This window comes from Ahrensia sp. R2A130 (assembly GCF_000179775.1).
GTDB lineage: Bacteria > Pseudomonadota > Alphaproteobacteria > Rhizobiales > Rhizobiaceae > Pseudahrensia.
Genome location: NZ_AEEB01000020.1, coordinates 84,842 through 96,806 on the forward strand (window position 1 = coordinate 84,842; position 11,965 = coordinate 96,806).

The following is an 11,965-nucleotide window of genomic DNA, read 5'->3' on the forward strand; positions in this document are numbered from 1 at the left end:
AACGACCAACCGGGAGGAACCAAATGGTCTCGAAAATTCTCAAAACACTCACGCTCACGGGCGTAGCAGTTGCAATGTCGACGGTGGCATTTGCTGCCGACTACACGATCCGCGCGACCGCCAACTCCAACGAAAACGACGAAGATTATGACGGTCTCGTCGTCTTCAAAAACTACGTGGAAGCAGCCTCCAACGGCGCGATCGCCGTGGAATTGTTCATCGGCACACAGCTTTGCTCCAAGGGCGCGGAATGCCTGCAGGGCGTCGCTGATGGTTCCATCGACGTTTACATCTCCACATCTGGTGGTGCTGCCGGCATCTTCCCATACGTGCAGGTTCTCGATCTGCCCTACCTGATGGCCAACGACCGCATAGCGGAAAAAGTGCTCACGGATACCGAATTCACCCGCTCCGTTCGTAAAATGGCACTGGCTGATTCCGACAACAAAATCCGCCTCATGACGGTGGGCAACACCGGTGGCTGGAGAAACTTCGCCAACACCAAACGCCGCGTCGCCATGCCTAAAGATATGGAAGGACTGAAGATCCGCACCGTGGTCGCAGACCTGCCGCAGGAACTGGTCAAAGCGCTGGGTGCTTCGCCTACGCCGATCCCGTGGCCTGAACTGTTCACCTCGTTCCAGACGGGCGTTGTGGAAGGTTCCAAGAACGGCATCACCGACATCATGGGCATGAAATTCCCTGATGCTGGGCTGAAATACGTCACCCTCGACGGCCACGCCTATATGGGCGCGCTGTGGTGGATGAACCAGGACAAGTTCGCCGGTATGCCGGAAGACATGCGCCGTGTCGTCGTTGATGGCTTCGCTGCTTTGCAGCAGGCCACTTTCGCCTCGCCAAAGCGCAAGTCGATCCAGGCCTACGAAGACTTCGTGAAAGGCGGCGGTGATCTCTATGTCCCAACACCAGCTGAAAAAGCAGCCTTCAAGGAAGCCGCAACGCCGGTCTATGACTGGTTCAAAAGCAACGTGAAAGGCGGCGAAGAAGTCTTCAACGCACTCACATCCGCCGTGGCCGAAGCTGAAAAGAGCGTCGGCGCTTCCACGGATGCCGATATCAACTAATCGGCTGACGATATGAACACAAAAGGCCTCGACAGAAACGTCGGGGCCTTTTTGTCGTCCGTTAGGCTTATGCCGCCAGCGGTTGGCGGTCGTCGAAGATGACCTTGTTACGGCCGGCGTCCTTTGCGGCGTAAAGATTTTCGTCGGCCTTTTCGAATACGCGCGCGAACTCGCAAGCGGGCTCGAACATCACGGCACCGATGCTGACGGTGACGGACAACCCTTCAATATTCAGATGCCGACCGCTGTCGGCGATGGCAGCGCGTAGCCGCTCGGCTGCATCAAGTGCATCCTGTTCGCTGCAGCCGATCAGATAAACGCCGAATTCCTCGCCGCCCAGTCTGCCCACATGGTCACCGGGGCGCACGGAGGTGTGCAATACGCGCCCCATCATGGTTAGCACGGCATCACCGATCGAATGGCCGAAACGATCGTTTATCGATTTGAAATGGTCGGCATCCACTACGAGCAAGGCATCGCGACAATTAACGTTGTAGCCTTCTGTTCGACGCTCTCTCGCCTTGGACTGGCGGCGTTCAAACGTTTCCATAAAGGCCGCGCGGGACATTGTACCGGTCAGAAAGTCCGTCTGCACGGCCTGTGCCAGCTGACGGCGCATGGCGTCGATGCGCCGTGTCATCTTCATTAGAATAATAAGTGTCGGAAATGCCAGTAAGGCGGTGGTTCCTCCGGTGGCCAGCACAACCGCGAACCCGTGTTCCTCCATGTGGTGCGGATCAAAATATCCCAACGTCTGTGTTACGACGACCTCTGCCGCCAAGATCAAAACGAGCGTAATCGCCGCCGCCACGCCGAAACTATTATGGCGGCTAGCGCGTGCCAACCAATCTGTCATAATCGTAGACAATAGAACGGTCTCCGGAAGAATTAATCTCCAGAGTGAACCCGAAACCTTTGAGAAAAATGGTTTTTGAAAGGCTAAATATAGGGGAGCCGATAGCAAGGCTGCTTTAACCATAACCCAGTCAGTTGGCTCATTAGCGGAACGGATAGAGCCACGGCTTGTAGTCGGCTACCAGTTCGAGCGACTGGTTGATTTCCTCGCGGGTCATGCGCTGCTCAATGGAAGCGAGGGAATCCGGCGCATCCACGTCGCCGCCGATGGATGACAGCGTGTACCACATGTGGGCGCGCACTTTGTCGGGTGCGGGAAGGCCGCGGCCTACTTCGTAGTACCAGCCGATGCCGGACTGCGCCCCGGGGTGGCCTTTCAGCGAAGCGCGCAGATACCACTCAAAAGCGCGACGGTCGTCTTTTTCGACGCCAAGACCAAGTGCGTACATAACGCCGATCAGCTCTTCGGCATCGGCATTGCCGGAGCGGGCGAGCGGCAACATCAGCTTACGGGCGTCTTCGAATTGGCTGGCCTCCATCAGATCGCGCGCCTTTTCCAACGCGCTATTGGCATGGGCTGGTCCGGGCATCAGACAAGCGGAAAGAAGAACCACTGCAAGACTTGCCGCACGCAGATGGGCAGCTACAGTGCTGGTTCGTTCGGGTGCATAAATCATGGCGACATGAGACACCGCGACGGCCCGGTTCTGTCAAGCAGCGCCGTGCGGATGAAGAGGGAGAGCTGCGTGTTTTACGCTTGCCGGTCAGTTTGGAAGCAGGTTTGCGCTGTTGTTACGGCAACGATGCTGGTGCTGCCTGTCCATGCGAGTGAGATCGTAAAGCCGTCGCCAATCGTTGATGGGGACTTCCGCAAGGTCGATCCGAAAAGTGCTGCACTCGGCCAACTGCTGTTCTACGATAAAATCCTGTCCGGCAACCGCAACATCTCCTGCGGCACCTGCCACAGCCATGACCACGCCACTGCCGACGGTTTGTCTTTGGGGGTAGGCGAGGGTGGTATCGGGCTAGGGCCGAAACGGCGCTTCGGCGAAGGGCGCGATCTTGCCATCAAGCGCGTGCCACGCAACGCCAATGCGCTGTTCAATCTTGGCCACAAGGACTTTCGCGTGTTGTTTCACGACGGGCGGCTGTCGGCGGAAGACACTTACGGCAACCGCTTCAACACCCCCGCCGAAGAATGGTTTCCCAAAGGGCTGACCAGCATCGCGGCGGCGCAGGCCATGTTCCCGATCACATCGCGGGTGGAGATGGCAGGCGACCCAGCCGAGAACGACATCGCCGCGTCCCGCCGCGAGCGCATCGACCATGTTTGGCCGAAAATCGCGCGGCGCGTGTCCACCATTCCTGAATACCGCAAGCGGTTCGAAGCCGCGTTCGGTGTGCAGGGTGGCGACATCACGATGGTGCATATCGCCAACGCCATCGGCGATTTCATCATCTCCGAATGGCGTTCCGACACCGCGCCGTTCGACGCTTGGCTGAAGGGCAACAAAACCGTTTTCACGCCACAGCAGAATGCAGGTGCGGATATCTTCTACGACAAGGGCAATTGCGCCTCGTGCCACTCCGGCGCGCTGCTGACGAACCAGAAATTCTATGCCCTCGCCCTGCCGCCCTTCGGCCCTGGCCGCATTCGCCCCTTCGACCCCTATGCCCGCGACGTTGGTCGCATGGCAGAGACGGATGATCTTGCCGACGCCTACCGCTTCCGTACGCCGTCACTCCGCAACATTTCCAGGACCGGCCCCTACGGTCACAACGGTGCCTACGCCACGTTGGATGGTATTATTCGCCATCATCTCGACCCGATCGCTGCGCTGGAAAGCTGGAACCGCGACCAAGTCGTTCTGCCGGAACAAGCCCGCTTCACTGCCGGTGACTTCGCGATCTGGGACGATGCCCGCGAGATGGCGCGGTTGAAACGGAGCGTCGATATCGAACCCGTTTGGCTCACGGACCCGGAAATTGCAGCGCTTGTGGAATTCCTAAAAACGCTTGATGACCCGACAGCCCTTGCAGGTCGTCTTGGTAAGCCTAAAAGGGTGCCAAGCGGATTGCCCGTCGATTGAGCGGCACAAAGGATACGATATGACCATTCAACTGACGCCCGGAAAACTCTGGGGTATGCGCCGCATGGCCGATGAAAACGGCCTGTTCAAAATGACCGCCGTGGACCAGCGCCCGCCGATCAAGAACCCCATCGCTGCCCATCACGGAACTGCGGAAGCGCCGTGGGAAGAGGTCGCAGGCTTCAAGCGCCTGCTGGTGGAAACTTTGCAGGACCAATCCACCGCCATGCTGCTGGACCCCCATTACGCCATCCCTCACGCCATCGACGCCCTGTCTCCCACCAAGGGTTTGATCGTCACGCTGGAAGACTCGCTGTTCGAAGAAACGCCCGGCGGTCGCCTGTCGTCGGACATCGACGAATGGTCCGTCGCCAAGATCAAACGTATGGGCGGCGATGCCGTCAAAGTGTTGGCTTGGTATCGTCCCGACGCCGACCCGAAAAACTGTCAGGCCCAGCAGGACTACACCAAGCGCATCGGCGAAGAATGCGCCAAGCACGACATTCCCTTCCTGTTCGAGCTGCTGGTCTATCCGCTGGCGGGCGACGCTAACCAGACCACCGATTACGTAGAACAGAAGGGCAAAAAGGCCGACCACGTTCTGCAATCGGTCGAAGAATTCGCCAAGCCCGATTACGGCGTCGACGTCTTCAAACTGGAAAGCCCCGTCAACGCGGCAGATGCCGATGGTTCCGCCGATGTACAGGCGCTTTTCGATGAGATGGGCCGCCTGTCCGGTCGCCCGTGGGTGATGCTGTCAGCAGGTGCGGGCAAGGCGGAATTTGCGAATGTCTTGGACCACGCCTTCAAGGCCGGTGCCTCCGGCTTCCTTGCTGGCCGCGCCATCTGGTTAGATGCCTTTCAGGCCTACCCCGATTGGGACAAGATGCGCGCCGAGTTGGAAGGCGAAAGTGCCGACTATATGGCGAAGATTTCCGCCATGGCCGACGCGCAGGCAACCGCGTGGAACACCCATGAGGTCTATGGCGAAGGTGGCGCACAATTTGCGCCCCGCGATGCGTCTTTCCGCAAAGGGTATTCTGCCTGATGCGTATCGCCATCCTGCCGCTGGGTCGCCCGACCTTCGATGTCGATTACGCCCGCGAAAAGCTAGACGCCGTCTTGGCGCAGTTGGATTCGAGCGAGCACGAGATCATTGGCTCCCGCGAACTGTTGCTGGATGGTGAAGCCACGCTCACTGCCATCCGCGACGCGGCGGACGCCAACCCCGACCGCTTGCTCATCCTGCAGATCACTTTCACTGACGCGGCCATGACCGTGGAAGCGGCACGTAATGTGGATTCGCCCATGGCGATCTGGGCCGTGCCGGAACCCCGCACCGGTGGACGCTTGCGGCTGAACGCTTTCTGCGGGCTGAACCTCGCCAGCCACGCACTTGGTCTCAACCACCGCCGCTTTGGCTGGGCCTATGCCGAAGGCGGCGCAGCCGATCTCGACGCGCTGCTGGACGAGACCTGTTGGGTCGCGCCTATTGCTGCTCCCACAGCGCCGAAAGCCGAAGGCCGTAGTCCGCTGGAAGGCCGTCGCATCGCCCGCATCGGCGCACATCCCGACGGCTTCGACACCTGCGCCTATGACGATGACGCACTGTCCGGGCTGGCTGGCGTGAAAGTTGACGCGTTGGAACTCGACGACCTGTTTTCCCGCGCCAAAGAACAGCCCGCCCACGAGGTTGCCGCGCTGGATGAAACGGCACGTTACGCCATTGGTGGCATGGACGATGTGGATGCTGGCGAGCTCGACAAATCGCTGCGCCTGAAACTCGCACTCGACAGCTTGCGCGAAGAGAACGGCTACGACGCCTTCGCCATCCGCTGCTGGCCGGAGACGTTCACCGAATATGGCGGCGCGGTTTGTGGCCCGGTTTCGCTACTTGGCGAAGCCCGCGTGCCGTGTGCCTGCGAGGCCGACGTCTATGGCGCGGTGACACAACTGTTGTTGCAGAAAGTGGCCGAAGCGCCTGTCTTTCTCACCGACATCGTGGACATGGACGAGGCCGACGACACCGGCGTCGTGTGGCATTGCGGGCAGGCGCCGCTGTCCATGGCGGCGGAAGAGACCCCGCCATCCGCCACCATACACACCAACCGCAAGATGCCGCTGCTGGCGCAATTCGCGCTGAAGCCGGGTCGCGTGACCTTCGTCCGCATCAGCCAGGCGTTTGGTGAAACATCGATGGTGCTGGCGTCCGGCGAAATGCTGGAACGGCCCATGGCCTATACCGGCACATCAGGTGTCGTGCGTTTCGACAAGCCAATCACCGATGTGCTGCCGTCCATGATCGGTTGCGGATTAGAACACCACATGGCGCTCGCTTACGGCGACCACGCCGATGCGCTGGAGGCTGCTGCGAAAACGCTGGGTCTTGGCGTCACGCGGCTTGCTTAGGATAGCGGCATGACGATTCGATACGGCATCATCGGTTGCGGCATGATGGGCCGCGAGCACATCGCCAACATCGCCCTGCTCGAAGGTGCAACGGTATCAGCGATCTGCGAGCCGGACGCCGAACAGTTGCGCCTGTCGTGTCTGGCCGCGGAAGGCCCGAGCGAAGGCGTGTTGTTCGGCAAACTGCAATCGGGCGCTGCTGAAAACGTGCGGGGCTTCGCCTCGCTCGACGCCTATCTCGTGGCTGGCGACAGCTACGATGTTCATCTGATTGCCGCGCCCAACGACACCCACCGCGCTATTCTCGAACGCGTGTTCGCCGACGGCAAACCCGTGCTTTGCGAGAAGCCCATTTGCACCACAGTCGAGCACACCCGAGAGATTATCGAGTTGGCCGATGGCCGCGAGGACTCGGTCTGGGTCGCCATGGAATACCGCTACATGCCCCCCGTGCAGGCGCTGCTTGAAGCCGTGCGTGAGGGCGTCACGGGTGCGCCGCGCATGATGGCCATCCGCGAACACCGCTTTCCGTTTTTGGAAAAGGTCGGCGACTGGAACCGTTTCTCACAGCGCACCGGCGGCACCTTGGTGGAAAAATGCTGTCACTATTGGGATCTCATGCGGCTGGTTCTCCAAGCCGACCCCGTTCGCGTGTTCGCCTCTGCTGCCATGGATGCGAACCACCTTGATGAACGCTACGATGGCAAGATGCCGGACATCATCGACAACGCTTATGTGATCGTCGATTTCGATAACGGCGCACGGGGCATGTTGGACCTTTGCATGTTCGCCGAAGGCTCGCGCTGGCAGGAACAACTTGCCGTCACCGGCCCCAAGGCGCGGGTGGAAGCCTTCATTCCCGGCCCCGCGCGCTTCGACCCCGATGGCCGACCCCACGAGGCGAAACTGGTGGTGTCAGATCGCGCGACGAAGCGTGAGACCGAACGTCCAATTCCAGTGGACACCACGCTGCTCTTAGCGGGCGATCATCACGGCTCGACTTTCTACCAGCACAAGGCGTTCTGCGATCTTGTAAGGAAAGGTTCCGGCAAACCGGACGTCTCCCTGGATGATGGCTTGTGGTCACTGCGGGTGGGTGAGGCGGCGGAACGTTCCGCCCGCACCGGCGAGTCCGTGCATCTGTGAAGAACCTTCCGCTCAACACCAACCCGTGGTGGTGGGAGGATGCGTCCACCCCGCCTGCCACTGACCGTGACTTGCCGCAAACAACCGAACTCGCCATCATCGGCGCAGGCTTCACCGGATTGTCCGCAGCACTGACCGCCGCCGAGCGTGGCGCGCAGGTAACGGTGCTGGACGCGCAACTGCCTGGTCATGGCGCATCCACCCGCAATGCCGGAATGATCGGTGCGCCCCACCGCCCCGGCTTCGTGGAAGAGCTGAAAACCTACGGCGAAGAGACCGGCTACTCGCTGGCCCACGAGGGGATGGAGGCTTACGCCTTTAGCCGCGATCTCTACGAGAACAGCGGCTTCGATGCAGGCTTCCGCGAAAGCGGGCGCATTCAACTGGCCAACTCGCGAGCGCATTTTGCAGCGCAAAAGGACCGCGCGAAAATATTGAACGGCATTGACGCGGGGCAGGTGGAAATAGTGGAACGCGATGCACTGCCGCAGCATATCGCATCGGACATTTATCATGGTGGGCTGCTCTACCCCGACCATGGCAGCATCCAGCCGGCCAAAGCTCATGGCGGTTTGTTGCAAAAGGCGATGGACGCTGGAGCGGCCGTTTGCGCGCCTTGCGCCGTGACGAACATCACGCGCACGGCGACCGGTTTCGAACTGGCGACCATCAAAGGCAAGCTCACCGCCAAGCGCCTCGTCATCGCCACCAACGGCTATACCACGCCCTCCGTTTCCCGCCATCTGGCACGGCGTATCTTTCCGCTCACCAGTTTCATGGTGGCCACTGAAGAACTGGGTGAAGACGTAGTGCGCCGTGTCGCGCCGGGGCTGCACATGATGGTGGAAAGCCGCGCCCGCCACAGCTATTTCCGCCCGTCACCGGACGGCAAACGCATCTTGTTCGGGGGGCGCGCTTCGATGGTGCCCACTGACGCGGCACGTGCTGCAAGGCGGCTGCACGATACAATGGCGGACATCTGGCCGGAGGCGGAGGCGTGGCGCATCACCCATTGCTGGCAGGGCAGCACCGGCTTCACCTTTGCCCGTATCCCTCACGTTGGCGAACATGAAGGAGCGCATTTCGCCTACGGCTATTGTGGCAATGGCGTGGCACTTTCCCCATGGCTCGGACGCAAAATTGCGTTGCGTGCGCTGGGCGATCCCGAAGGTGAAACCGCATATGCCCGCACGCGATTGGAAAGCCGGTTTTACCACCGCGGCGGCAAGCCGTGGTTCCTGCAGCTGGCCAGTCCGTGGTGGAACCATGTGGTCGACCGTTTGGAAACACGGCAGATCGAGCGGGACCGTCGCGGTTAAAGCGGAAGTTCAATGCGGGCGATCAATCCGCCACTTTCACGATTTTCCAACACCAGCGTTCCGCCGTGTGCGCGCACGATTGTGCGAGCGATGGACAGGCCGAGACCTGTGCCGCCATCTTCGCCCGCTTCTTGCGGTGAGCGGGCAACGTCGCCACGTATGAAGGGTTCGAACACCGCCTCCAGCATGTCGTCCGGCAGGCCGGGGCCATTGTCGGAAACGGAAACGACCGCACGATTGTTGTCTTGAGCAACAACAACCTCAGCACTGCCGCCGTGGCGCAACGCATTGTCCACGAGATTGCCGATCGCGCGCCGCAACGCCACGGGGCGGCCGCGAACGGTGATGTCATCGAGCTGAATCGACACCGCCGATGCATTGCCATTGCTCGTAGCAAGATCGCGCACGAGGGCGGTCAGATCTACATCGACGCTGTCTTCACGCTCGCCACCGCTGCGCCCCCAACCCAGCAGGCCATCGGCCATCACGCGCATGTCGTCCAGCGTGGAAATCATCGGGTCGCGCAGGGCGTCGTCGTCCAGCATTTCGGCACGGATGCGTAGGCTGGTGATCGGGGTTCGCAGGTCGTGGCCGATGGCGGCAGCCGTGCGGGCGCGCTCTGCTTCGAAAGCCGCGATGGAGTCCTGCATGGCGTTGAAGGTCGTGGCGGCCGTTCGCGTTTCCAAGGTTCCTGCCACCGGCGCACGAACTTCGCGGTCTCCAGCGCCAGCTCCTTCCATCGCGGTGGTGAGGGCGTTGAGAGGACGCACGATACGGCGCACGAACAGGAACGCGGCCAGCAACACGGCGAGCAATGACAGGATCAAGGCTGCCAACACCGCAACGCCTGTGCCAGCACCGGGCGGACGGGTGAGGCGGACGTTGAGCCATTGCCCGTCATTCAAACGAATGGCCAAATTGAACTGTCGTGGCCCACGCGGACGGGCGCGAATATCGCGCAGCGTTACACCGGCGATGCTGGCGAAACGTTCCGCAAGGGCGCGTTCTCTCGGTGGAAGATCGATTTCGGAAACGCGGCGGCGCGCCCAGATAGGCCGCTCTGCAAGGCGCAGGCGAAGCCCTTTGTTGCGCCCTTCGCGAACGATGGCTTCGCGTTGCGGACGGTCCACTTTTTGCAGCGTAGCCACAAGATCGGCAACACGGGCCAGCTTGGCATCGCGTTGGACATCTTGCAGAGCACGGCCGCGCTCGAAGCCAAGAACAATCATTGTCACGATGTTGGCGAGAATGAGCGCGGCGGCGAGAAGCAGCATGAGCTGCGCCGCCATGGAACGCGGCCAACCGATGCGAAATCTTTTCGGGCGGGAAGGCTGCGTCATGCGCCAGCCGTTTCAACGTTGGCTGCGAGACGGTACCCACCGCCCCATTCTGTCATCAGCAGCGTCGGTTTTTTCGGATCGACTTCGATTTTACGGCGCAGGCGGGAGACCTGGTTGTCGATGGCGCGATCATAGGCCTTGGCCTCACGTCCGGCGGTAACGTCCAGCAAGCGGTCGCGGGACAACACCGTACGCGGGTTGTCGAGGAAGACACCAAGCAGGCGGTTTTCAGCAGAGGTCAGTGCGAGCTTCGAGCCGTCTTCGTGGGCCAGCTGCGCGGTGTCCGGGCGGTGCGTCCACGGGCCGAAACTGCGTGCGCCGCCTTCCACCTTGGCGGGTGCTGGCGGCGCGCGGCGCAGCACAGCACGGATGCGGGCCAGCAGTTCGCGAGGGTTGAAGGGTTTGACGACGTAATCATCCGCCCCCAGTTCCAGCCCGATGACGCGGTCGGCATCATCCGCCATTGCGGTGAGCAGAATGACCGGCGGGCCTCCACGATCCGACAACCACCGGCAGACGGACAGGCCGTCTTCGCCGGGCATCATGATGTCGAGCACCACGAGATCCACAGCGCCCTGTTCTACGGCAGCCCGCGCCTGCGCGGCATCTGCTGCAAGGCTGGTGCGGAATGTGTGCTTGCGCAGATATTGCGACAGTGGCTCGCGAATATCGCGGGCATCATCGACGATCAGAATATGTGGTTCACCCATGGGTCGGCCTGTCTTTATTGCTGTGCGGCAGTTCTAGCCTGTCATTTTCACCGCACGAAGAGCTACCGAACACGGCAATTGTCGCAAGATGTATCACAAACCCCACCCTGCGACGCGGCGCGACAATCGCGCCCAATCCCGACAAACATTTTCGAAAGCGGCGTGCCAAATGAGGGGTGTTCCCGACCCGCCTCATTTCCTCCGAAGCGGTTTTCACATCAACGACCCTCACCCGAAGGAAAACATATGACCCGTATCACTCTCATTTCACTCGCCGCCGGTGCCGCAATCGTTGCCACCATGGCCCCTGCCGCTTTCGCTCAGAAAGTGCCTGCGCCGTTTACGGCATCGCAATCCATCGGCGATGTGCCGGTTGTCGATGCGGCCTTTCACGGCAAGCGCAAACAGGGCCGCCGTGGTGGCCGCGCCATGATGCAGTTTCTGCGTCAGGCCGATACCGACAACGACCGTGCGTTGACGCAGGGCGAACTCGACGCCTTCATAGCCAAACAGGTTTCCGCAGCGGATACCAACGACGATGGCGATTTGACCGTCGAAGAGTTCAAGACAGTTTATGCCGAACTGATGAAGCGCCAGACCGTGCGGATGTTCCAGCGCCTCGACACTGACGCTTCCGGCGTCATCACCAAGGCCGAACGCGACGAGCGTTTTGCCGGGCTGGTTGAGCGGATGGACCGCAACGGCGACGGCAAATTGAGCCGCGAGGACCGTCGTGGTCGCAAAGGCGATCGCCGCCGGGACCGCAACAACGACTAAGCCGTCGATCGGTTTGTAGCGTAGCTTGCCCCAGCTACACTGCATCAAGGCCCGTGTCCTGTCGGATGCGGGCCTTTTTCGTGTCGTGAATGGGGCTTGGCGAAGTTCGAATTTCGGTCTAATTCTCTTTCTGCGAGCGGGGCCATGGCGTGGCCCCGGACAACACCATGTTGCCCTTCGTGCGGCCTATATGCCGCCACGTCCTGAACGCCCGGATTTTTCGTCCGGGCTCGC

11 protein-coding genes are annotated in these 11,965 nt (G+C 60.9%); 7 read left to right on the forward strand and 4 right to left on the reverse strand.

From position 1 onward, the window contains the following. Positions 1-23: 23 nt before the first annotated feature. Positions 24-1,085 carry a TRAP transporter substrate-binding protein DctP gene (gene dctP / locus R2A130_RS12815; RefSeq protein ID WP_009464927.1) on the forward strand — a complete coding sequence of 354 codons (1,062 nt, stop codon included), beginning with the start codon at positions 24-26 and terminating at the stop codon, positions 1,083-1,085. Positions 1,086-1,152: 67 nt separating this feature from the next. Here the strand turns inward: dctP and R2A130_RS19095 are convergent, their stop codons facing one another. Beyond that, the gene (locus R2A130_RS19095; protein WP_083804314.1) at positions 1,153-2,064 is read right to left on the reverse strand and encodes a GGDEF domain-containing protein; all 912 of its coding nucleotides are present in this window, start codon (positions 2,062-2,064) and stop codon (positions 1,153-1,155) included. 19 nt (positions 2,065-2,083) lie between these two features. After that, positions 2,084-2,617 carry a tetratricopeptide repeat protein gene (locus R2A130_RS12825; RefSeq protein WP_009464929.1) on the reverse strand — a complete coding sequence of 178 codons (534 nt, stop codon included), beginning with the start codon at positions 2,615-2,617 and terminating at the stop codon, positions 2,084-2,086. Positions 2,618-2,686: 69 nt separating this feature from the next. Between R2A130_RS12825 and R2A130_RS12830 the strand changes: the two genes are divergently transcribed. From R2A130_RS12830 to R2A130_RS12850, 5 genes are read left to right on the forward strand one after another with little or no spacing between them, the layout of a single operon-like run. Further along, positions 2,687-4,030 carry a cytochrome-c peroxidase gene (locus R2A130_RS12830; protein ID WP_009464930.1) on the forward strand — a complete coding sequence of 448 codons (1,344 nt, stop codon included), beginning with the start codon at positions 2,687-2,689 and terminating at the stop codon, positions 4,028-4,030. A 19-nt stretch (positions 4,031-4,049) separates the two neighbouring features. Beyond that, entirely contained in the window at positions 4,050-5,078 is a 1,029-nt protein-coding gene (locus tag R2A130_RS12835) for a tagatose 1,6-diphosphate aldolase (RefSeq protein ID WP_009464931.1), read from the forward strand. Next, positions 5,078-6,439 carry an L-fucose/L-arabinose isomerase family protein gene (locus tag R2A130_RS12840; protein ID WP_009464932.1) on the forward strand — a complete coding sequence of 454 codons (1,362 nt, stop codon included), beginning with the start codon at positions 5,078-5,080 and terminating at the stop codon, positions 6,437-6,439. Before R2A130_RS12835 ends, R2A130_RS12840 begins: the two co-directional genes overlap by 1 nt. Before the next feature lie 9 nt (positions 6,440-6,448). Further along, complete coding sequence (locus R2A130_RS12845) at positions 6,449-7,585, forward strand: Gfo/Idh/MocA family protein (RefSeq protein ID WP_009464933.1); 1,137 nt, start codon at positions 6,449-6,451, stop codon at positions 7,583-7,585. Further along, entirely contained in the window at positions 7,582-8,904 is a 1,323-nt protein-coding gene (locus tag R2A130_RS12850; RefSeq protein ID WP_009464934.1) for an FAD-binding oxidoreductase, read from the forward strand. Before R2A130_RS12845 ends, R2A130_RS12850 begins: the two co-directional genes overlap by 4 nt. On the opposite strand, the gene R2A130_RS17690 is transcribed toward R2A130_RS12850, so the two are convergent. Together R2A130_RS17690 and R2A130_RS12860 are read right to left on the reverse strand one after the other, a co-directional pair. Further along, the gene (locus tag R2A130_RS17690) at positions 8,901-10,244 is read right to left on the reverse strand and encodes an ATP-binding protein (protein ID WP_009464935.1); all 1,344 of its coding nucleotides are present in this window, start codon (positions 10,242-10,244) and stop codon (positions 8,901-8,903) included. The two genes, R2A130_RS12850 and R2A130_RS17690, sit on opposite strands and share 4 nt — an antisense overlap. Then, positions 10,241-10,954 (reverse strand): response regulator, encoded by a 714-nt coding sequence (locus R2A130_RS12860; protein ID WP_009464936.1) that lies wholly within the window; start codon positions 10,952-10,954, stop codon positions 10,241-10,243. The genes R2A130_RS17690 and R2A130_RS12860 overlap by 4 nt, the downstream gene beginning before the upstream one ends. 246 nt (positions 10,955-11,200) lie before the next feature. Between R2A130_RS12860 and R2A130_RS17695 the strand changes: the two genes are divergently transcribed. Then, positions 11,201-11,731: an EF-hand domain-containing protein gene (locus R2A130_RS17695; RefSeq protein ID WP_009464937.1), complete on the forward strand. Its 531-nt coding sequence runs from the start codon at positions 11,201-11,203 to the stop codon at positions 11,729-11,731. Positions 11,732-11,965: the final 234 nt, after the last annotated feature.

Excerpts from the sequence above, each read along its gene's own strand:
- dctP (WP_009464927.1), top strand. The coding sequence starts at position 24 with ATGGTCTCGAAAATTCTCAAAACACTCACGCTCACGGGCGTAGCAGTT.
- R2A130_RS19095 (WP_083804314.1), bottom strand. The coding sequence starts at position 2,064 with ATGGTTAAAGCAGCCTTGCTATCGGCTCCCCTATATTTAGCCTTTCAA.
- R2A130_RS12825 (WP_009464929.1), bottom strand. The coding sequence starts at position 2,617 with ATGATTTATGCACCCGAACGAACCAGCACTGTAGCTGCCCATCTGCGT.
- R2A130_RS12835 (WP_009464931.1), top strand. The coding sequence starts at position 4,050 with ATGACCATTCAACTGACGCCCGGAAAACTCTGGGGTATGCGCCGCATG.
- R2A130_RS12840 (WP_009464932.1), top strand. The coding sequence starts at position 5,078 with ATGCGTATCGCCATCCTGCCGCTGGGTCGCCCGACCTTCGATGTCGAT.
- R2A130_RS12845 (WP_009464933.1), top strand. The coding sequence starts at position 6,449 with ATGACGATTCGATACGGCATCATCGGTTGCGGCATGATGGGCCGCGAG.
- R2A130_RS17690 (WP_009464935.1), bottom strand. The coding sequence starts at position 10,244 with ATGACGCAGCCTTCCCGCCCGAAAAGATTTCGCATCGGTTGGCCGCGT.
- R2A130_RS12860 (WP_009464936.1), bottom strand. The coding sequence starts at position 10,954 with ATGGGTGAACCACATATTCTGATCGTCGATGATGCCCGCGATATTCGC.
- R2A130_RS17695 (WP_009464937.1), top strand. The coding sequence starts at position 11,201 with ATGACCCGTATCACTCTCATTTCACTCGCCGCCGGTGCCGCAATCGTT.